Annotated in this window: 18 protein-coding genes; 12 read left to right on the top strand and 6 right to left on the bottom strand. The window is 59.7% G+C overall.

Annotation, left to right across the window (positions count from 1 at the left end; genetic code table 11):
* Positions 1-58: 58 nt before the first annotated feature.
* Positions 59-1,042, bottom strand: coding sequence for a DNA/RNA non-specific endonuclease (locus I4W09_RS07280; protein ID WP_152067555.1), 984 nt, complete (start codon positions 1,040-1,042; stop codon positions 59-61).
* A 119-nt stretch (positions 1,043-1,161) separates the two neighbouring features.
* Positions 1,162-2,172, bottom strand: coding sequence for a LacI family DNA-binding transcriptional regulator (locus I4W09_RS07285; protein WP_271756786.1), 1,011 nt, complete (start codon positions 2,170-2,172; stop codon positions 1,162-1,164).
* Between the two features lie 415 nt (positions 2,173-2,587).
* On the opposite strand from I4W09_RS07285, the gene I4W09_RS07290 reads away from it, so the two are divergent.
* The 6 genes from I4W09_RS07290 (at position 2,588) to I4W09_RS07315 (ending at position 8,584) form a co-directional block, all read left to right on the top strand.
* Positions 2,588-4,060, top strand: coding sequence for a PTS fructose transporter subunit IIC (locus tag I4W09_RS07290; protein WP_196033257.1), 1,473 nt, complete (start codon positions 2,588-2,590; stop codon positions 4,058-4,060).
* 144 nt (positions 4,061-4,204) lie between these two features.
* Positions 4,205-5,479 (top strand): class II D-tagatose-bisphosphate aldolase non-catalytic subunit, encoded by a 1,275-nt coding sequence (locus I4W09_RS07295; protein ID WP_195192740.1) that lies wholly within the window; start codon positions 4,205-4,207, stop codon positions 5,477-5,479.
* A 125-nt stretch (positions 5,480-5,604) separates the two neighbouring features.
* On the top strand, positions 5,605-6,288 hold the full coding sequence (gene fsa, locus I4W09_RS07300) for a fructose-6-phosphate aldolase (RefSeq protein WP_196033260.1): 684 nt from the start codon (positions 5,605-5,607) through the stop codon (positions 6,286-6,288).
* A gap of 63 nt (positions 6,289-6,351) precedes the next feature.
* The gene (locus I4W09_RS07305) at positions 6,352-7,182 is read left to right on the top strand and encodes a transketolase (protein WP_156063460.1); all 831 of its coding nucleotides are present in this window, start codon (positions 6,352-6,354) and stop codon (positions 7,180-7,182) included.
* Positions 7,182-8,120 (top strand): transketolase family protein, encoded by a 939-nt coding sequence (locus tag I4W09_RS07310; RefSeq protein WP_196033265.1) that lies wholly within the window; start codon positions 7,182-7,184, stop codon positions 8,118-8,120. The genes I4W09_RS07305 and I4W09_RS07310 overlap by 1 nt, the downstream gene beginning before the upstream one ends.
* 11 nt (positions 8,121-8,131) lie before the next feature.
* Positions 8,132-8,584, top strand: coding sequence for a PTS sugar transporter subunit IIA (locus I4W09_RS07315; RefSeq protein WP_055310174.1), 453 nt, complete (start codon positions 8,132-8,134; stop codon positions 8,582-8,584).
* Positions 8,585-9,388: 804 nt separating this feature from the next.
* Here the strand turns inward: I4W09_RS07315 and larE are convergent.
* Positions 9,389-10,267, bottom strand: a complete 879-nt coding sequence (gene larE, locus I4W09_RS07325) for an ATP-dependent sacrificial sulfur transferase LarE (protein WP_196033268.1) — start codon at positions 10,265-10,267, stop codon at positions 9,389-9,391.
* A gap of 173 nt (positions 10,268-10,440) precedes the next feature.
* Between larE and I4W09_RS07330 the strand changes: the two genes are divergently transcribed.
* On the top strand, positions 10,441-11,091 hold the full coding sequence (locus tag I4W09_RS07330; RefSeq protein WP_196033271.1) for an HAD family hydrolase: 651 nt from the start codon (positions 10,441-10,443) through the stop codon (positions 11,089-11,091).
* Between the two features lie 113 nt (positions 11,092-11,204).
* Here the strand turns inward: I4W09_RS07330 and I4W09_RS07335 are convergent, their stop codons facing one another.
* Positions 11,205-12,317 carry a LacI family DNA-binding transcriptional regulator gene (locus I4W09_RS07335; RefSeq protein ID WP_230318725.1) on the bottom strand — a complete coding sequence of 371 codons (1,113 nt, stop codon included), beginning with the start codon at positions 12,315-12,317 and terminating at the stop codon, positions 11,205-11,207.
* Positions 12,318-12,628: 311 nt separating this feature from the next.
* Here I4W09_RS07335 and glmS point away from each other — a divergent pair, with 311 nt between their 5' ends.
* Positions 12,629-14,476: a glutamine--fructose-6-phosphate transaminase (isomerizing) gene (gene glmS, locus I4W09_RS07340; RefSeq protein ID WP_196033277.1), complete on the top strand. Its 1,848-nt coding sequence runs from the start codon at positions 12,629-12,631 to the stop codon at positions 14,474-14,476.
* A gap of 114 nt (positions 14,477-14,590) precedes the next feature.
* Here the strand turns inward: glmS and I4W09_RS07345 are convergent, their stop codons facing one another.
* A complete protein-coding gene (locus I4W09_RS07345) occupies positions 14,591-15,292 on the bottom strand; it encodes a GntR family transcriptional regulator (protein WP_226790702.1) in 702 nt (233 codons plus the stop codon).
* Between the two features lie 193 nt (positions 15,293-15,485).
* Here I4W09_RS07345 and I4W09_RS07350 point away from each other — a divergent pair, with 193 nt between their 5' ends.
* From I4W09_RS07350 to I4W09_RS07360, 3 genes are all read left to right on the top strand, one after another.
* Complete coding sequence (locus I4W09_RS07350) at positions 15,486-16,520, top strand: YeiH family protein (RefSeq protein WP_196033280.1); 1,035 nt, start codon at positions 15,486-15,488, stop codon at positions 16,518-16,520.
* 266 nt (positions 16,521-16,786) lie between these two features.
* Positions 16,787-18,004 carry a helix-turn-helix domain-containing protein gene (locus I4W09_RS07355; RefSeq protein ID WP_196033283.1) on the top strand — a complete coding sequence of 406 codons (1,218 nt, stop codon included), beginning with the start codon at positions 16,787-16,789 and terminating at the stop codon, positions 18,002-18,004.
* A gap of 84 nt (positions 18,005-18,088) precedes the next feature.
* The gene (locus I4W09_RS07360; protein WP_196033286.1) at positions 18,089-18,664 is read left to right on the top strand and encodes a hypothetical protein; all 576 of its coding nucleotides are present in this window, start codon (positions 18,089-18,091) and stop codon (positions 18,662-18,664) included.
* Positions 18,665-18,728: 64 nt separating this feature from the next.
* Here I4W09_RS07360 and I4W09_RS07365 read toward each other — a convergent pair whose 3' ends face one another.
* On the bottom strand, positions 18,729-19,250 hold the full coding sequence (locus I4W09_RS07365; protein WP_196033289.1) for a nitroreductase family protein: 522 nt from the start codon (positions 19,248-19,250) through the stop codon (positions 18,729-18,731).
* A 294-nt stretch (positions 19,251-19,544) separates the two neighbouring features.
* Between I4W09_RS07365 and I4W09_RS07370 the strand changes: the two genes are divergently transcribed.
* Positions 19,545-19,835, top strand: coding sequence for a hypothetical protein (locus tag I4W09_RS07370; RefSeq protein ID WP_006235631.1), 291 nt, complete (start codon positions 19,545-19,547; stop codon positions 19,833-19,835).
* The last annotated feature ends 175 nt before the right edge of the window (positions 19,836-20,010 follow it).

Genomic DNA, 20,010 nt, shown 5'->3' on the forward strand with positions numbered 1-20,010 from the left:
GATTCCTTGGGGACGGAGGAAAACGGATCATTTAGGCTTTGGGGCAGCTTGGTCGGTCCTAGTCTCCCGAGGCCTGATTGCGGCCGGTGGTGTAGTCGATCTGCACGTGCGGCTGCAGGTTGTAGCAATATACGTGGAAGCAGAGGGTCTTGCCGTGGTCCTCGACCGATTGCGCCTCAAGGCGCATGCCACGGCAGACAAGTTCCTCTTCGTTATACATAGGCGTGACGCGGTAGAGCACATGGTTGCCCGTATCGCGAATATAGTTGAGAATCTGCTCTTCAAACGGCAGCATGCCCGTCTCGTTGAGATAGCGCGTGCCGGTGAGGAGATTCTTGCGGTTGGCGTTTTCGCCGCAGAGCGACCAGGCGATAAGGTGGCAGCGGTTGTAGAGGCTCTGGCCCGGAATAAAGTCGTAGCGCTGCTGGTGCCAACCGGCAGGATGGATGCGCGAGATATCGCCGCGCTCGCCTTGACCGAGTGATTCGGGGCCCACGCAGGCGAGCGCTTTGCGGGTGCGGCCCAGGCTGTCGAGCTTGGAGAACTTCTTAAAGCAGCCCTCTTCTGTAGCGCGCTCGTATTCATCGAGCGTGAATGATGGTGTGCCGAGCGGGTGCGTGCTGTCGGCGCGAAGGGCAACGTAGGGGTTGCCGGCGTAGTCGGGAATGCTGCTGAGATAAACACCGCGGGCGCGGTTGAGGTCGGGGTTTTCGACCTCGTCGATGGGGGTGGCGGCACTGCCCGCGGAAACGTCGTCATCGGTGTCGGTCGCGGCGGAATCGGAGCCATCGCCAGAGTCCTGGCTGTTTTGAGGGTCCGCCGCGCTCGCCGTTCCCGATTCGAGCCGAGCGACCAGGTCTGCCTCGTCGTCGGTGCGGCTGGGACTCTCGTTTTGTTTTTCGGCCAGAGCCGCCGCCTGCTCATCGCCTTGCGGCGACAGCAACTTGGGCGCTCCGTCGAGCGATCCCGTAAACAGCGCAAACCCCAGCACCACGGCGGTGCCGATGGAAAGTGCTTGCTTGTAGGCGGGCTTGCGCGACATTGAGGCTCCTGGATGGACGGTTGGGAATCTACCAGTCTAGCAGGAGCCGGCAAGGGCCGTTCTGTCGAACAAATACTTAAGATTTGAGACAAACGCTACTGATTCATTTGTCCCGCGGTCTAGATCGAGGTGGAGTCGAGCCAGTTGAGCTTGCACTCGAGAATGCGCTGCTCGCCGGGTTCGCTGCTTCCGTCAAGTAGGGCGAGCAGCATCTCGGCTGCTTCGCGACCTTCTTGGTCGACGGGCTCGATGATGGTGGAGACGGTCGGTGTGGTGAGATTAGTCCAGTCTTCGCAGTTGAGTCCCAAAAGGCCGATTTGCTGCGGAAGCAGATGGGCCATTGGCTGGAGGGCCTTGTAGACACGGGGAAGTGCCCACTGATTTTGCACGAAGATAAGGGTTCGCTTGGCGGGATTGAACTTGAATTTAAAGTATTCAGTGAGCTCGTTGATTGACGGCTTGTTGTGATCGATGGGAATCGCTTTGTAGAGCTGCCCGTTCGCTGCCAGCGCCTCGGCATACCCCTGAAAACGCTCCATGCGGGTGCGCATTTCGGTCATGTTGGCGGCAATGGAAAAGAAATCTTCGTAGCCGGCGTCGAGGAGTGCCTGTGTGGCGTTGTACACGCCGTCGTAAAGGTTGGTTTTGATCCAGCTGGTACCTGGGCTATAGATGGCCGCATCGAAAAAGACGACCGGCTTGCCGGCGCGTCTAATGCGGTCATGCACGGCTTTGAAGTTTGCCGTGGGCTGGATGATAAAGCCATCGACGCCCAGCGAGAGCATCTTGTCGACGTACATGAGCTCGGTCTCGGGGTTAAAGTTGCTCGTGCAAACGACCGTCTGGTAGCCCGCGGGGAGCATGACCTGCTCCATGCCATTGAGAACGAGCCCCGCCCATTTGTTGGTGTTATCCAAAATGATGATGGCAATGACGTGGGTTTGCTTGCCGGTGAGCGTCTGCGCTTGGTCGTTGGGAACGTATCCGAGTTCCTTAATGACGCGCGCGATTTTGTTCTGCGTCTTCTCGCTAAGCTTTTCTCGTTTGTCGTTGAGGTAATACGAGACGCTTGCCGTCGAGGTTCCCGCCTCTCGAGCGACGTCTGCGATCGTAACGCGCTGTTTTGCCACAGCGACTCCTTCCGACAGATGAGCATTTTCCAACATGATGACTTTGAGTCTTGGTGAAGGATACGCTTCGGTGAGCGGCTTTTTCCTTTCATATGAGTATGCAACAAATGCGGCATACGGGTGGGGTCGAAATTTGTGACCGGCATGCGCATCTGCCGTCTACCGAGAAAATCAAATACTTCTTGACTTTTGAAATCGAGGGCAAAATCGCAGGATTCATTTTTGGTTAAACGCATAACTAAATCGCATAACCAACGCTCTGACCCGCGCGTTTACCGAAATAAGCTGGCATTAAGAAAAACGAGCACCTATATTGTTCTTGTCGAAAAGACAGCAAGTCCAAACGGCAGGGGATGCTCCGGAGGCCTCCGCAAACGGTGTCTTGCGCACGCAACTCTATGAAAAGAGGGAAGCAATGAAGATCGTAGGCGTTGCCGCCTGTACTGTGGGTATCGCCCACACGTATATGGCCCAGAAGGCGATTCAGGATGAATGCGCCGCCCGTGGCATCGAGTGCAAGGTCGAGGCTCAGGGTGGCCTGGGTATCGAGAATGAGCTCACGCAGGAAGACGTGGACTCCGCCGACCTGGTCCTGGAGTCCGTCGACGTGGGTGTCGAGAACGAGGACCGTTTTGAGCAGAAGATGGCCGAGGGCAAGTTCCTGAAGGTCGGCACCTCTGATGTAATCGCCGATCCGGTAAAGATCATCGACCAGGCCATTGAGATCATCAAGGCGACGGGTGGCGCCGTTGACGCGCCCAAGGCCGAGGCCAAGGCAGAGAAGAAGGCCGTCTCCGCTGCCCCGCAGGCCCCGACACCGGCGTCCAAGCAGTCTATCTTTGCCGATCCTGGCAAGACGCTGCTCAATGCATTCAATACCGGCGTTTCCTATTTTATCCCCATCGTCGTTATCGGCGGCGTGTTCCTCGCCTTCTCGCTGGCATCCGGTACCGCCGGCGCCAACGGCATGGAGGTTACGAACCCGCTGATGGTGAGTCTTAACACCATCGGCATGGCCGGCATCTCCATGATGATCCCGGTGCTTGCGGCATACATCGCCTACTCGATGGCTGGCAAGCCCGCGCTCGCCCCCGGTTTTGTCCTGGGCTACCTGGTCAACAACGCAGTCGTTACCCCTAACGGCAACAGCGTTTCGACCGGCTTCTTGGGCGCCATGATCATGGCGGTCATCTGCGGCTACTTTGTCCGCTGGATGAAGACCTGGAAGGTCAACAACACCATCCAGACCATCATGCCCATCCTGATCATCCCGATTCTGACCTCGCTTGTCCTGGGCATGGCCTATATCTACATCCTGGCCACGCCGCTTGGCTTTGTGATGGACTGGCTCACCGGCGTGCTCGGCAGCCTGCAGGGCGGTTCCGCAGTTGTCCTGGGTCTGGTCATTGGCGTTATGACCGCCTTCGATATGGGTGGCCCCATCAACAAGACCGCCTCGACCTTCACCATGGCCATCATGGCCTCCGGTATCTACGGTCCTAACGGTATGTTCCGCGTCGCCGTCGCCGTTCCCCCGATCGCCTGTGGCCTCGCTGCGCTCATCGCCAAGAACAAGTTCGATGACGCTGACCGCCAGATGGGCATCTCCGCGCTGTTCATGGGCTGCATCGGTATTACCGAGGGCGCTATCCCCTTCGCGGTCAAGGACCTCGGTCACACCCTGCCCGGCATTTGCATCGGCTCTGCCGTGGGTGCGGCACTTGCCGCCTTCCAGGGCATCGACTGCTACGTCCCGCACGGTGGCTTTATCGTCGCCCTTGCCACCAACAACGTCGCGCTGTTCTGCCTGGACATCGTGATTGGCGCCGTGGTCGCCGCTGCAATCCTGATTGCCATGAAGCCCACGCTCGACAAGCAGGCCAAGTAAACCTTTAAGGACTCCGGTTGTACGGAGGGATGGATTTGACTCCGCACAACCGCCCCTACACAACAAAATCCATCCGTACTGATAGGGCCCACATCTGGGTCCCAGGGAACTTTTGTCAAAAATCCTCTGGAGAAGGAGAACAAAATGTCCAACCTCACCATCCGTCAGGCCGTTCAGGGCATGCTCAAGCTGCAGGATAGCGGCGATCACGCAACCATGGTCGGCATTGGCCCCATGAGCCCCAACCTGATTCAGGCCGTGTTCGAGCTTGCCAAGGACGAGGATTTCCCGCCCATGTTTATCGCCAGCCGCAACCAGGTCGATATGGACGAGATGGGCGCCGGCTACGTCAACGGTTGGGACCAGACGCGCTTTGCCGCCGACATCAAGAAGGTTGCCGACGAGGTGGGTTACACCGGTCCGTACTACCTGTGCCGCGATCACGGCGGTCCGTGGCAGCGCGACGAGGAGCGTAACGCCCACCTGCCCGAGGACGAGGCCATGGAGCTCGCCCGCAAGTCCTTCGTCGCCGACATGGAGGCGGGCTTTGACCTGCTGATGGTCGACCCCACCAAGGACCCCTATCAGATCGGCAAGGTTATTCCGCTCGACGTGGTGCTTCGCCGCACGATTGATCTTATCGACTACCTTGAGCAGTACCGTCGCGAGCATAACCTGCCCGAGGTTGCCTATGAGGTCGGTACCGAGGAGACCAATGGCGGCTTGACCTCTACCGATAAGTACGAGGAGTTCATTTCTCAGCTGCAGCCCGAGCTCGAGAAGCGCGGCTGCCCCATGCCCACCTTTATCGTCGGCCAGACCGGTACGCTCACCCGTTGGACCGAGCAGGTCGGCCATTACAACTTCAAGAATGCCCGCGAGCTCGCCGACATGGCTAAGCGCTACGGCGTGGGCCTGAAGGAGCACAACGCCGACTATCTGGACGACGCGACGCTGCTCGAGCACATCCCGGCACACGTGACCGCCTCCAACGTTGCTCCGCAGTATGGCACCGAGGAGACCCGCGCCTACCTCAAGCTCTGCGCCACCGAGCAGATCCTGGTCGACAACGGTCTGTGCGATGACCCCTCCGACCTGTATCACACCCTGCTGGTCAAGGCTATCAAGACCGAGCGCTGGCGCAAGTGGATGACTGGCGACGACGTCAACCTGCAGGTCGACGACATTCTTGCCGACGATGAGCTCAGCCTGAAGATCCTGGATGTCTCCGGTCACTATGCGTTCAACGATCCCGAGGTCAAGGAGCAGGTCGAGAAGCTCTACCGCAACCTCGCCGCTCAGGACATCGACGGCAAGCGCTTTGTCATCGAGCACATCAAGCGCCCGATCAAGCAGTACGTCGTCGGTCTTAACCTCAAGGGCGTCACGACCCGCATCGAGGCCGCTCTTGCCGAGTAAGTAGCTTTTCCTACGCGACGCCGGGCCTGGGGCATGTCCCAGCCGCAGGCCCGGCACATAGGACAAAGGGACATCCCCTTTGTCCTATTTTTTGAGTTTTGGATTCCTTCGAAGGAGTTTGCACCATGAAGTTCTTTATCGATACCGCCAATCTGGACGAGATCGCCGAGGCCAAGAGCTGGGGCTGCCTGGCCGGTGTTACCACCAACCCGTCCCTGTACGCCAAGACCGGCGGCAAGCTTGCCGACTTTGAGCCGCATATGCTCAAGATTGCCGAGCTCTGCGAGGGCCTGCCCGTTTCCGCCGAGTCTACCGCTACCACTGCCGAGGGTATGATCGAGGAGGGCAAGCGCCTTGCCGCCCTCGCCCCCAACATCGTGGTCAAGCTTCCCGTGTGCGAGGCCGGCCTTGCCGCCTGCCGTGCGCTGGCCGATGCTGGCGTGCGCGTCAACATGACGCTCGTCTTCTCGCCGACGCAGGCCCTTATGGCCGCCAATGCCGGTGCTCGCTACATCAGCCCGTTTGTCGGTCGTTTCGATGACATCGCCGAGGACGGTATCTCGCGGCTCGACAACGTCGTGACCTGCATTAAGAACTACGACTGGACGGGCAAGAACGTCGACGACACCGTCGAGATCATCACCGCCTCGGTTCGTACGCCCAACCACGTGACCCAGGCCGCGCTACTCGGTGCCGATATTGCGACCGTGCCCATGGCCGCTCTCAAGAAGTGCCTGCATCATCCGCTGACCGACCAGGGCCTCGCCTCTTTTGAGGCTGACTGGCAGAAGGTCGTCGCTCAGGCTTAACGAGTGGATTGCCCCGGCATCGCGTCATCCGGTGCCGGGGTTGTTCTCAAGAGAGGAATTCGTATGACCAACCAGGAGCTGGCGAAGGTCGCCAATGAGGTCAGGAAGGGTGTCGTGACTGCGGTTCACGCGGCCAAGTCGGGACACCCGGGTGGATCGCTCGGTGCTGCCGACATCATGGCGTATCTGTACTTTGAGGAAATGAATATCGATCCTGCCGACCCTCACAAGGCCGATCGCGATCGCTTTGTGCTCTCCAAGGGTCACGCGGCGCCGGGCCTGTATTCGGTGTTGGCAAATCGCGGCTATTTTCCCGTCGAAGAGCTCGAGACGCTGCGTCATATTGGCAGCCGACTGCAGGGCCATCCCAACATGAACGACGCCCCTGGCATCGATATGTCCACCGGATCGCTCGGTCAGGGCATCTCCGCCGCGGTTGGAATGGCACTCGCCGCAAAGCACTGGGGTGACAGCTACCGCGTCTACACGTTGCTGGGCGACGGCGAGTGCGAGGAGGGCCAGGTGTGGGAGGCGGCCATGTTTGCCGGCAACCATGCGCTCGACAATCTTGTTGCCGTCGTCGACCACAACGGCTTGCAGATTGACGGCACAATCGATGAAGTTAACTCGGCCATGCCGCTCGCTGACAAGTTCCGCGCCTTTAAGTGGCATGTGATCGAGCTCGCCGACGGTAACGACATGGCGCAGATTGCCGCCGCCTTTGCCGAGGCCCGCAAAGTGAGCGACTCGCCCGTGGCCATTATCGCCGAGACGGTGAAGGGCAAGGGCGTCTCCTTTATGGAAAACCAGGTGGGCTGGCACGGCAAGGCACCCAACGATGAACAGTTTGAGCAGGCCATGGCCGAGCTCGCAGCGGCAGGGGAGGAGCTCTAATGGCAGACGTCAAGAAAGTCGCCACGCGCGTTAGCTATGGCGAGGCACTTGTCGAGCTGGGCAATGAGCGCGATGACTTTGTGGTTCTCGATGCCGACCTGGCCGCCGCCACGCAGACCGGTAAGTTTAAGGCTGCGCACCCTGAGCGCTTCTACGACGCCGGCATTGCCGAGAGCAACCTGATGGGGCTCGCCGCCGGCATCGCGACCACGGGCCACGTCGCCTTTGCGAGCACCTTTGCGATGTTTGCCGCCGGTCGCGCGTACGAACAAGTGCGTAATTCCATTGGCTATCCGCACCTCAACGTCAAAATCGGTGCCACGCATGCGGGTATCTCGGTCGGTGAAGACGGCGCCACGCACCAGTGCTGCGAGGATATCGCACTCATGCGCACGATCCCGGGTATGACGGTAATCGTTCCCGCCGATGACATCGAGGCTCGCGCTTGCGTGCGCGCCGCCTATGAGTTTGAGGGACCGGTCTACATGCGCTTCGGACGCCTGGCAACGCCGGTCATTAACGATCACGAGGACTATGAGTTCAAGATTGGTCGCGGCGTGGTCGTGCGCGAGGGGTCCGATGTGACCATCATCGCTTGTGGCCTTATGGTCGCCGAGGCGCTTGAGGCTGCCGAGGCGCTCGCTGCCGATGGTATCGATGCCGAGGTCATCAATATGCACACGATCAAGCCGCTTGATGAGCGCCTGGTGGTTGCCAGCGCCAAGAAGACCGGTCGCGTGGTCACCGCCGAGGAGCATTCGATTATCGGTGGTCTTGGCGAGGCCGTGGCCTCGGTGCTCGCAGAGCAGCATCCGGTGCCGATGCGTCGCGTCGGCGTGCGCGATGTGTATGGCGAGTCCGGCCCTGCGGTCGATTTGCTGCACAAGTACGGTTTGGACGCCGACGGCATCGAAGCTGCGGTCAGGTCCGTGTTGTAAGGAAGGTTTCCATGGGATTTGTATCTGCCAACCAAGTGACAATCGGGTATACCGCCGCCTCGCGCGAGGACGCCCTACATTATTTGTCCGAGCAGGCCATCGAGCTCGGCTTTGCCGATGACGCATCTGCCGTAGAGGCCGCCTTCATTGCTCGCGAGAACGAGGCCGAGACCGGCCTTGTCGCCGGTTTTGCCGTTCCGCATGCCAAAAGCGACGCGATCCACACGCCGGGCGTTGCCGTGCTTAAACTGACCGAGCCCGTTGAATGGCCGAGCTTCGATGGGGTGCCCGTCGATGTTGCGCTCGCGCTGTACGTGCCCGCCGGCGAGGCCGGAACTACGCACCTGCGTCTGCTCTCCAAGGCTGCCGTGATGCTGATGGACGCCGGCTTCCGTGACAAGGTGCGCGCGAGCACCGATCCCGTTGAGATTGCGGAGCTCATCAATAGCGGACTCGAAGACTAGAACGGTCATCCCGTTCAATCAATTGATCCTTCTCCAAGGAAAAGGGCCGCGACGCCGTATGGGTGTCACGGCCCTATTTGCGTTTCCCCAGATAAAACCTGCCAAAATAAACCTGTCGCTTTTTGGCAGGCTAATCGTGAGTTATTTCACCGCAACTTAGGGCACGGTTAGGAAGTGTGCACCTTAAAGAGTGGAGCCCTTGATTAGAGAGATTGCGCTCGTCTCTCTAAATGTCTCTCTAAAGAGAAAGCTAGTTAAAGAGATAACATTGGGCAATCTAACAGTGAATTCGATACATCTCTCTAAATGTCTCTCTAAAACAAGGCGCTTATCTCTCTAAAGTTAGAGAGATATACGAAACGTTAGAGAGATAAATCTATTGTTTTAGAGAGACGGAATGCCAAAATTCGTCCGTCCGCTACCATCTGCCAAAAATGGAGGATAAAGGGCTCATCGAAGTAATGGGTTCGTCGACGAGCCGCAACCGCCGCTATCGGAAGAAGTAGATGCAGGCGAGTCGCCCCTCTTGTGTCTCTCGAAGTGAGATGGGTGCTAGGGGGGGGCGACTGCCTCGCGATATTTCCCCAGATAAAACCTGCCAAAATAAACCTGTCCCTTATTGGCAGGTCAGTTAACGCAGTGCAGGTTGAGCATATGCGAGCGAGCGGGCTCCGGGTGCGGTAAGGTGACGTGAAACAAGCGGGCGCTGACCTTTTGGTCGCGCCCGTGAAGTTGAACGTCAGATTGCCGTGCCCGGGGCCCGCGCAGCGCCGAGCAGTTACGCCGTTTGTAAAACGGCGTAACCTAAAGATTCATGTTGCCGTGGATGTAGGGGGTGACCTCGGGGGAGATATGGTCGCAGCCCAGTTCGCGCAGCGCGGACTCGATAACGGCGGGCAGCGGGGTTTTGCCCTCGGCATCGACGGCGTTGCCGCCGAGGGCAGCAATCTTGGCGACATCTGCGGGTGCGGCCTCGATATGCATGCAGCCGCCGATCAAGCGCGCGCGTACCTGTGCCAGATCAAGATCGTGCAGGTAATCCTCGCAGGCGCGGATTAAATCGACCTTCTCGCGCGTAAGCTCCTCGCCCGTGGGGACGCGCGTGGCAAGACATGCTCCCGCCGGCAGGTTCCAAACGGGATAACCCCATGCGCGCAGCAGCTCGCGCTCTTCGTCCTTGGTAAAGCCGACCTCCATAAGGGGTGAGCGTACGCCGAGCTCTTCTGCCGCACGCATGCCGGGGCGGTAGTCACCGCGATCGCTTGCATTGCTGCCATCGATGACGGTGGGAAAGCCGAGCGACTTGGCGTGGTTGACGATGGCGGTAAAGCCGGCGTGCTTGCAGTGGTAGCAGCGATTGGCATCGTTGCAGGCTACTTGGGGGAGCTGCAGCTGATCAACCGAAAGATTGAGCACGGGGAGCTTAAAATGCGGCCCCTCATTGGCCTGCCCATCAACGGACTGCTCAAACGAAGCCTGCTCGGGCGTGCCGATGAGCGGCGTGGTGAGATGGACGAGGAGGGTATTGGTAGGCATGACGCGGGCGCATACGGCGGCCAAAAAGCTGCTGTCAACGCCGCCGGAAAACCCGATAGCCACGCGCCTGTATGCCAAAAGCAGCTGTTCGAGCGCCGATAGCTTGTCTTGAAGCTCCTCTGCGGGTGCCGTGGTGTCTAAAATCATGAAACGATCCTTATCGTTGAGTACTCGATCGAAAACTATAATCCTAATGCGTTACTTGCCATAAGACTTCTATCTGTGTAACGAAAGTGCAATATGGCATATACGTTATATACAAGTTGCCAAATGCGGTAGAGTTGCAGCAACGCGACAGCGAGAGTCGATGGGGGACCGATATGATCAAGGCTGTTATTTTTGACATGGATGGAACGCTGGTCGATACCGAGCGTTTGGGGATTAAGGCCTGGAAGGCAGGCGCCGCTGAGCTGGGGCTCGCGATTGATGAAGCGCTGATCCATCAGTTTATCGGCCGCACGCTGCCCGATGTTATGGACATCCTTGATAAGCATTATGGCAGCCACGAAACCACCGAGGCGATCTATCGTCGCCACAAGGAGATTCGCGACGAGATGGTCAAGACCGAACTGGAACTTAAGGCCTGTGCCGCCGAGTGCCTAGACGAGCTGCTGGCTGCGGGCTATCACGTGGGTCTAGCGACGTCGTCGCGCCTCGTTACGGCCGAGCGCAACCTTAAGATGGTCGGTCTTTTTGACAAGTTTGAAACGGTAACGTGTGGCGAGGACGTCGTGCACGGCAAGCCCGACCCCGAGATGTATCTGCTCGCCTGCGAGCGCGCGGGCTTTGCTCCCGAGGAATGTGCCGTGGTCGAGGATTCGCGCAACGGCTGCGTCTCGGGCATCACGGCCGGATGCCATGTCTTCGCCGTCCCCGATATCGTGCCGCTGCCGCAGGACGTGGTGGATGGCTGCGAGGCCGTGCTCGATACGCTGTTCGATCTGGCGGCGGCGGTCAAGGCCGTGCGCTAGACAATTGCGGTGTTGAAACGAGCAATTGCCCACGTTTGCGCTCAAGCAAAAGGGGTCCGGCAATGGTCGGGCCCCTTTTGCTTGAGCGGCGACTTAGCATACTTGCGGGTGTGCTATAGATACGCACCGAGGTTGATGGCCGTGGCGTCGGTCTGGCTGCTTGCCTGGGTGCTGGCGCGTTCCAGCAGGAACGGCCGCACGAGTTCTTGGCGGTTGATGTCCTCGATGGCCGTGACCGCGGTGACGGTGCGCGCGGCAGAGCTGACGTGGATATGCTTGGTCTTTGTCGGGACCTTGTTCTCGATTTGCTCCATGAGCAATTGAACGCCCTTGCGGCCAATCTCGTAGCCCGGGGGCGCTACCGTAGTGAGCGGGACCGATCCGCTCCAAGCGAGTGGGTTGCCATCGCAACCTGCTACGCGTACTTGCCCGGGGACGGCGATGCCTTTGTCGACCAGCGCCGAGATGACGCCCGAGGCCAGCACGTCGGTCAGACCGACGACAAAATCGGGGCGTTCGTCGGCGGGGCGCGCGGCGATTTGGGCGCCGATGCCGTAGCCGTCGGCGGCGGTATTCCATTCGCCGGCGTCGATGACTTCGATCTTGATATCGGGGTGCAGGGCGAGCGCCTTATGAATGCCAAGGACGCGCAGGGTGAGTTGCATAAATGCTGCTCTACCCACAACGGTGATATGGCGTGCGCCGCGGGCGATGGCAAGTTCGGCAATGATGCGACCCTGGGCCTCGTTGTCGGCCGCTACGTAGTAGCCGGGCTCGGAGCAATGGATGTCCAGATGGACGATCGGCACGGGCATTTTAGTCATGGCCGGATGCCAGTCGGGGGACGCCATGGGCTGAACCATGACGCCGGACATCTGCGTGCCCATAAAATAGCGCAGGTAATGGTCCTCGAGAATGTCGTCGTTATCGGCGTTGGCGATGAGCAAGTCGTAGCCGTGCTTGCGGGCCTCGTTGTGGGCGCCGCTGGCGATTTGGAGCGAAAAGCCGTGATCGAGACGGGGGAGCACCAGGCCAAAGGACTTGGTGGCGCCGCCCGCGAGCTGACGGGCGCTTTGGTTGGGCAGGTAGCCAAGGCGATTGATGGTCTCGTTGATGAGCTTGAGGGTCTCGGGGCGCAGCTTTTCGGGGTGGTTGAGCGCGTTGGAAACCGTGCCCAGCGAAACCCCGGCCTCGCGCGCGACGTCGCTGATTTTTACCTTTGCCATAGCGGCCCCTTTGATGCGTTTCAAGTACAAGCCAGATTGTAGCATCCTAAACCTACCAAAAAGGGACAGGTTTATTTTGGCAGGTTTATCTGGGGAAACGCCGTTGCCAGCGCGACCACCACGAAGGGGGCAGGTACCTTTGTGGTGGTTTGGACCGGCTGGACGTGTGTGCATCGGGTGGTATCTAAGTTGAGATACCACTTCTGGTATATCAGCTTGCGTTTGCGTGAGTACAATACTCGAACGTTATGCGTCTCAGCGCCCCCTGTGCGTGGACGTTTTGCAGTCAAGCGGACGAAGGGATTTATCCTATGTGCGGAATTGTCGGCTACACCGGCTCTGATATTGCAAAGAACATCCTGGTCACGGGCCTCAAGCGTATGGAGTATCGCGGCTATGACTCCTCGGGCGTCGCGCTCGAGGTGGGCGAGGGCGCCGCGGCGCACCTCGACGTCATCCGCCGCGTGGGCAAGGTCGCGGGCCTGGAGAGCGAGCTTTCCAACATCGACAGCGACGCTACCTGCGGTATCGGCCACACCCGTTGGGCCACCCACGGCAAGCCCTCTGTCGTTAACGCTCACCCCCACACCAGCTGCGACGGTCGTATCGCCATCGTCCACAACGGCATCATCGAGAACTTCGCCGAGCTGCGCGAAGAGCTGGAGGGTCGCGGCCACCACTTTAAGAGCGAGACCGATACCGAGGTCTTCGCGCATCTGATCGAAGAGGCTTATGCCGAGACGCACGACCTGATGGCCTCCGTGCGCGAGGCGTGCACCCACGTGGTCGGTGCCTATGGTCTGGCCGCCGTGTGCGCTGACGAGCCCGGCGTGATCGCCGTGGCCCGCAAGGATTCCCCGATCGTAGTCGGCGTGGGCGAAACCGGCGCCTATGTCGCCTCCGATGTCATCGCGCTCATCGACGCCACCCGCGATGTCGTGGTGCTCGAGGACGGTCAGTTTGCCAAGCTCACGCCCGCAGGCGTCGAGTACACCGACGAGGCCGGCAACGTTATCGAGCCCAAGGTCACCCACATCGACTGGGACCTGGACATGGCCGAAAAGGGCGGTTATCCCGACTTTATGCTCAAGGAAATCCACGAGCAGCCGCGCGTCGTGCGTGACACGCTGGTCGGTCGTATGACGCCGGCCGGCGAGCTCGACATCGACGAGCTGGGCCTTTCGCTCGAGGAACTCAACGACATCGACCGCGTCTACGTGATCGCTTGCGGAACCAGCTATCACGCTGGCCTCATTGCCAAGAATCTCATTGAGGGCTGGGCTCGCATCCCCACCGAGGTGGAGGCGGCCAGCGAGTTCCGTTATCGCAACCCCATCATTACGCCGACGACGCTTGTCGTTGCCGTGTCCCAGTCGGGCGAGACGGCCGATACCCTTGCCGCCATTCGCGACGCGCGCATCAAGGGCGCCAAGGTCTTTGGCATCACCAATGTGGTGGGCAGCCCCGTGGCGCGTGAGAGCGACGGCGTCATCTACACCAAGGCCAACAAGGAGATTGCGGTCGCCTCGACCAAGAGCTTCATCGGCCAGGTCGTGAGCCTTACGCTTTTGGCCCTGCTGCTGGCGCAGGTCAAGTACCGCTTGACCACTAAGCAGGCGCGCATGCTGTTCCGCGAGCTTTCCGATACGGCCGAGCAGATCCAGTGGATTTTGGATACCCAGACCGAGGCTGTGCATGAGGCCGCCCTGCTGTGCAAGGACGCGCAGTCGGCGCTGTTCGTGGGCCGTGGCATGGGTGCCGCTATTTCCTACGAGGGCGCGCTCAAGCTCAAGGAGGTCAGCTACCTGCACGCCGAGGCCTACGCCGCCGGCGAGATGAAGCACGGCCCCATTGCCCTGATCGACCCGGGCTTCCCCGTCATCGCTGTGGCCACCAAGAGCGCCACCTACGACAAGACCGTGTCGAACCTCATGGAGTGCAAGGCGCGCGGCGCCAAGGTCATCGTCGTTGCCACCGAGGGCGACGAGGAGATCAACAAGATCGCCGACTGCATCATCCGCGTGCCGGCAGTCCGCGACGTGTTCAGCCCCATCACGGCGAGCGTCCCGCTGCAGCTGCTCGCCCGCGAGGTCGCCATCCTGCGCGGCTGCGACGTCGACCAGCCCCGTAACCTGGCCAAGAGCGTCACGGTAGAGTAGTTGGTTCCGCCGTTCTAGCGACTAAGGCTCGGCTCCGCATCAAGACGGAGCCGAGCCTTTTTTGCATTTGACCAGATAAAACCTGCCAAAATGAACCTGTCCCTTTTTGGCAGGTTAGCGGAGCTTGCTGGTCTCGAAGTACTCGGGGAACTGGTCCAGAACCTCGGTCTGGTTGCGGAACATCATGTGCAGGTGCTTGCTGACCAAAAAGCTCGCTTCGATGGGGTCGCGACCGGCGATGGCGCGGCGAATCTGCTTGTGCTCGTTCACGATGTCCTGATTGTCGAGAACCTGCGTGGCGGCGCGCAGCCAGCGGAAGCGCTCCAGGTCGGCATTGGTCTCTTCGAGCCACGACCACACGGTGCTGCGACATGCGATGCTAAAAATCATGTGATGCATGAGGTTGTCGCTCAAAAAGAAGCCGATGCGATCCTCTTCGGCCATGGCCTTTTCCTGCAGCGCGATGGCGCGGTCGAGCTGCTCGATGCCGGCCGACGTGGCGCGCGCACAGCACTCCACAATCACCTGCTTTTCCAGATGCTCGCGGATGTAACAGGCACTCTCGGCAAGGGTGAGGTTGATGGGTGAGACGTAGGTACCGCTCTGGGGCACGGTGCGCACCAGGCCCTCTTGCGCCAGACGCACCAGTGCCTCGCGCACAGGGGTGCGCCCCATATCCAGGTCGTCGCAAAGTTGCTTGACGCCCAGCTTTTCGCCCGGCTTGTAGTCCAGGTAGACGATTTTGCGTCGAATGGTGTGGTAGGACTGGTCCTGTAGGCTCGTTTCCTGCTCGCCGACGTGCATCGATTCTTCCATAGCGCCTCGCAACTGTTCTATCAAACTCATATGTCAGTTGTTAATTATGCCGCGAATCAGCTCTCCACGGTGGGTAATTCGGCTGTTGCCTGAGAACTATTGCGGCATCTTAGTCTGTGTTTGCGCAAGGCTGCGCTCAATGTTGCCGTATCATAAGCCGTCGAAAACGTGAAATAGAAAGAAGGAATCCCATATGCAACTGGCAAATATCGTACGCGAGCGCTGGAAAGGCGTTTTGTTCTGCCTGATCATCGCCATTCCCGCGACGTTGCTCGGCAAACAAATTGAGGTGGTCGGCGGTCCGGTATTTGCCATCCTCTTTGGCATGGTCTTGGCGCTCGTCTTTCCCAAGAATCGTCACGAACAGCTCGCCGCCGGCGTCACCTATACGTCCAAAAAAGTCTTGCAGTACGCGGTTATCCTGCTTGGCTTTGGCATGAACCTCTCCCAGATTCTGTCCAAGGGCGCCCAGTCGCTACCGATTATCGTGGCGACAATCTCGACCTCGCTTGTCATCGCCTTTGTGCTCTGCCGCGTTATGAACGTGCCGGGTAAGATCGCGACGCTTGTGGGTGTGGGTTCGTCGATTTGCGGCGGTTCTGCTATCGCCGCGACCGCACCCGTCATCGACGCCGACGATCGCGAGATTGCCCAGGCCATTTCGGTCATCTTCCTGTTTAACGTTATCGCGGCGCTCGTGTTTCCGACGCTCGGCGGCATGCTCGGGCTGACCAACGAGGGTTTTGGCCTGTTTGCCGGCACCGCCATCAACGACACCTCGTCCGTAACGGCTGCGGCGAGCGCCTGGGACAGCATGCATCCCGGCGCCAATGTGCTCGAGAGCGCCACGGTGGTCAAGCTCACCAGGACGCTGGCCATTATTCCCATCACGTTGGTCCTCGCATGCTGGCAGATGCATCTGGCGCGCAAGGCCGGCGGTGACGCCAAAAACACGTTCTCCCTTAAACGCGCGTTTCCCATGTTTGTGCTGTTCTTTGTGCTGGCGAGCGTGATCACTACGGTGCTTCAGCTTCCTGCATCCATTACGGCGCCCATCAAGGAGTTGTCGAAGTTCTTTATTGTGATGGCCATGGCGGCTATTGGTTTTAATACCGATATCGTCGAGCTGGTCAAAAAGGGCGGCAAGCCCATCGCGCTGGGCTTTTGCTGCTGGATTGGCATTGCGTGCATGAGTTTGGGAATGCAGCACGTGCTGGGAATCTGGTAGAGAAGTAGCTTATTTGCGTGCTGCGTGCTGGTGAGCGCATTCTCACGGTGGAGCGATAGGAGCTCTTGCGGGTATGGCTTGTCCGCAGGTTTATAAGTCCCGAAGAGCTCTTATCGCCCCGCCAGGATGGCGATGCGGGGCAACACCTATACTCGCAGGACGGCGCTTTCTGCCCTATAGTGTTTGGTGAGCAATATCGTTCAATTTTGAAACACTCGGTCGTGTGACCGTCGGCGGTTGCACGTCGCTGCGGACAGGGGCAAATCATGGATAGCGATGCCAAGCTGAACATCTTGACCGAGGCCCTGGCTGCTGCCGGGGCCTCGGCATTGGCAATCGATGCGCGTGGGGACGTCGCGATCTCGACCATGAATGACGCGGCGCTTGAGCGGGATGTGGCGGTTTTTGTCGCTGAGCGCCTCGACCGTATAGGAGACGGTGCGCGTCTGGTTATGGGGCGTGCGGGTGCGCGCCTGAGCCTGACCGTTCGCCCCACCGACAAAGAGGGCGGGGGCCTTTGGGTCGTCGTGGTCCGCAAGGTGCGCGGCGCCGCGGCGCATGCGGGTATCGAGTGGCTCAACGCCGACGAGGTTGAGGCCCGCTACGAATCGAGTGCGTATGGCATCGTTGAGGGGGCGACCTCGGTGGCTGCGCCGGTCGCCGAGAGCTACGCACGCGGTGTGCCCCTTATGCTCGAGGGTGAGCTGGGAGCGGGCCAGGTCGAGATCGCCAAGCGCCTCTATCTGGACGGTCCTTTTGCCGGTCAGCCCTTTGTTTCCGTTGCGCTCGATGAGCTCACCGAGCGCGGTTGGCGCCATGTGCTCAAAAGCGCCGAATCGCCGCTGTTCCAAACGGGGCTGACCCTTTGCATTGAGGGCTGGAATGCGGTTGGCCCCCAGCGCCTCCGCGAGCTGGTCTCCACGATGACCGACACCGCGTTGGCGACGCGCTGCCATGTGGTGCTGACAGCGAATGACATGCCGGGCGGCGGCGAAAGTGATCAAGCCGCCTTTGTGACCGAGCGCCTCGCCTGTGCGGTGAGCGTGGCGCCGGCAATCGCCGAGCAGGGAGCCGCGTCGACGAAGGCTGCGCGCTATTTGGAATATCTCGCTGATGCATTTGGGACGGCAGCGCCCACGCTGTCTGCCGCGGCGACGAAGACGCTCGATGCTTACCGCTGGCCGCGCAATTATCTGCAGCTCCGCGAGGTCTCGGAACGACTGTATATATTGGTGGGGGCGGGCACGGTGGACCGCGCTGTGGCGGAGGAAGTGCTCGCCCAAGAGGACGTGATTAAGACCGCAACCTTTGGCGCCCCGACGCTCGAAAGTGACCTGTATATCCTGCGACCGCTGGCCGATACCGAGCGAGATATCGCGCATCTGGTTGTAGATCATCTCCACGGCAACCGAACCCGTGCGGCGGAGGTGCTGGGCATAAGCCGTACAACGCTGTGGCGCTTGCTGAAGGACGATGACCGTTGAGCGAGGCGCCCGTGACCGCGCGCGACGCGTGTGCTACAGTCCAAAGCGTTATTGTTTCGATTTGGTTACGGCGTGCGAGGGCATATGGCTGAGACTTCAAAACCGAGCCGCAGAAGGCGGAGTGCCGCGCCGGTCAACCGACGCACAACATCGGTGACGTGGGGCAAACACGCCTCGGGGTTTGATGGCTCGTTCAAGCGCACTAAATACGGCTATCCTTCGGCAAGCGCCCGCTTGGCAATGCAGGCAGAGTCCTCGCTGTTGGGCCGCAAACGCGTGGTGGGATCAAAGCTCAAGCACGACGGAACGCTCGGCTACATCAGCCGCGGGGCGGCTCGCCGCAGCGGGCTCAATCCCGCCGGCTGGCATCGCTACGTGCCGATTGTGGCCGCCGTTGCAGTGATCGTCATCGCGCTCGCTGCGCTCGGATATGCCGGCGGTGGCGCCAACTTGGACGCAATGTTTAAATCGCCCGAGCTCGCGCATGCAGGCACAGAAGTTGTCGAGGGCGCACAGACCCAGACGGGCGTTGCGCCCCAGCGCGGTATCGTCGCGGCGGCCTCCACCATCGCCGATGCGCAAAAGGACGAAGACAAGCAAGGCGACGACGTCGAAACGGCCCAGACGAACGAAACGACGAAAACGGCGACGTCAATATAAGTTGCGAGTGGGGTAGCTAAAATAGCCCCGTCCCAAATTAGCTACCCCTGCTGACGTTCCTGTACTATTTCACGTACACCACGTTGTTGCGGCGCGGCTTTGCCTCGGGTAGCGTGTCCTCGGCGTAGCCAAGAATGCAGTTACCGACGCCGCGCAGGCTGCCGTCGGCGGGCAGGCCCCAGCTGGCCAGCAGCTCCAGGCCCTCGGGCGAGTCAAAGACCTCATGCGCGCGGTGAATCCAGCACGAATCGACACCCAGTGCATAGGCGGCGTTGAGCAAGTTGCCCATGGCGAGCGAGCCGTCTTCCAGATGTGTGGGCACGCTGCGGTCAACCAGCACCACCACAACGGTCTTGGCGCCATAGAAGGGGTCGCTGTTGCTGTCCATGACCTGGGCGTTGAGCTGTGAGAGATGCTCGACGGTCGCGGGGTCGGTGACGGCGACAAACGTCACCGGCTGGCGGCCCATGCCGCTCGGTGCATATTGGCCGGCTTCGATAATACGTGCAAGCTTTTCAGCCTCGACGGGACGATCGCTGTAGTTGCGGCAGCTGCGGCGGTGAATGAGTGCTTCGATAGTCTCCATGGTGTCTCCTTGCGGTGGCGTTGCAGATGCCCCGTTCATACCCGTCGGGCTTAAACGATAGACGGTCAATTGCCCGGCCAAAAGGATAGATTCCAATTGGGAAAGTAGGTTTGCATAAAAGTACCTTCAGAATGTGACAAACAAATGGGATGGTTAAACGTTTTATCCCGTCTACCCTGCGGTTTTTTACCACTTGCCTAAATGACGAACGCATAACCTTTGATAAAGGTTTTACTAAAGGAGTACCAACGTTTATCAATGCGCCGTGGTGGCGCCGGGCCAGGAGGTAACATCATGTTCCAGGCTGGAGATGTCGTCGAGACCGATTTCGAAGGATTTCTGAAGCTGCTGCGTTCCAAGACGCGCGCTTTCGTGTCGATCAACGATCACGAGTACTACATCACGCACACCGATGGCTATTGGCGTGTTCAGGATTGCGAGGCCCTCAACGACAAGGGCCACTTTACTGACTGCTCCGAGCTGGTCAACACGGTCTGCGAGGTCGTCGAGCTGCCGTGGATTGCCGGCAAGAGCCTGCATGACAGCTTCTCGGGTGCTACGGTCTATGAGGCCGTCGCTGCTTAACAGCCAACACTCGATATTCTCTCGCAACCGCCGGCGCCGCCCCCGCGCCGGCGGTCTTTTTTGTCGATATGCTTATGTAGAGCCGACCATAAACAACGAGCTTGTTGACGATAGTCAAAACTCGGACTAATGTAGAGATATTAATTGGTCAAAACTCGGACTATCGAATGGTGGG

Source organism: Collinsella aerofaciens, from assembly GCF_015670795.1.
Taxonomy (GTDB): domain Bacteria; phylum Actinomycetota; class Coriobacteriia; order Coriobacteriales; family Coriobacteriaceae; genus Collinsella; species Collinsella aerofaciens_Q.

Coding starts and splice junctions, on each gene's coding strand:
- I4W09_RS07280 (WP_152067555.1), bottom strand. CDS start 1,042: ATGTCGCGCAAGCCCGCCTACAAGCAAGCACTTTCCATCGGCACCGCC.
- I4W09_RS07305 (WP_156063460.1), top strand. CDS start 6,352: ATGACCAACCAGGAGCTGGCGAAGGTCGCCAATGAGGTCAGGAAGGGT.
- fsa (WP_196033260.1), top strand. CDS start 5,605: ATGAAGTTCTTTATCGATACCGCCAATCTGGACGAGATCGCCGAGGCC.
- I4W09_RS07350 (WP_196033280.1), top strand. CDS start 15,486: ATGCAACTGGCAAATATCGTACGCGAGCGCTGGAAAGGCGTTTTGTTC.
- I4W09_RS07370 (WP_006235631.1), top strand. CDS start 19,545: ATGTTCCAGGCTGGAGATGTCGTCGAGACCGATTTCGAAGGATTTCTG.
- I4W09_RS07315 (WP_055310174.1), top strand. CDS start 8,132: ATGGGATTTGTATCTGCCAACCAAGTGACAATCGGGTATACCGCCGCC.
- I4W09_RS07365 (WP_196033289.1), bottom strand. CDS start 19,250: ATGGAGACTATCGAAGCACTCATTCACCGCCGCAGCTGCCGCAACTAC.
- I4W09_RS07290 (WP_196033257.1), top strand. CDS start 2,588: ATGAAGATCGTAGGCGTTGCCGCCTGTACTGTGGGTATCGCCCACACG.
- glmS (WP_196033277.1), top strand. CDS start 12,629: ATGTGCGGAATTGTCGGCTACACCGGCTCTGATATTGCAAAGAACATC.
- larE (WP_196033268.1), bottom strand. CDS start 10,267: ATGATTTTAGACACCACGGCACCCGCAGAGGAGCTTCAAGACAAGCTA.
- I4W09_RS07345 (WP_226790702.1), bottom strand. CDS start 15,292: ATGGAAGAATCGATGCACGTCGGCGAGCAGGAAACGAGCCTACAGGAC.
- I4W09_RS07360 (WP_196033286.1), top strand. CDS start 18,089: ATGGCTGAGACTTCAAAACCGAGCCGCAGAAGGCGGAGTGCCGCGCCG.
- I4W09_RS07295 (WP_195192740.1), top strand. CDS start 4,205: ATGTCCAACCTCACCATCCGTCAGGCCGTTCAGGGCATGCTCAAGCTG.
- I4W09_RS07330 (WP_196033271.1), top strand. CDS start 10,441: ATGATCAAGGCTGTTATTTTTGACATGGATGGAACGCTGGTCGATACC.
- I4W09_RS07355 (WP_196033283.1), top strand. CDS start 16,787: ATGGATAGCGATGCCAAGCTGAACATCTTGACCGAGGCCCTGGCTGCT.
- I4W09_RS07310 (WP_196033265.1), top strand. CDS start 7,182: ATGGCAGACGTCAAGAAAGTCGCCACGCGCGTTAGCTATGGCGAGGCA.
- I4W09_RS07335 (WP_230318725.1), bottom strand. CDS start 12,317: ATGGCAAAGGTAAAAATCAGCGACGTCGCGCGCGAGGCCGGGGTTTCG.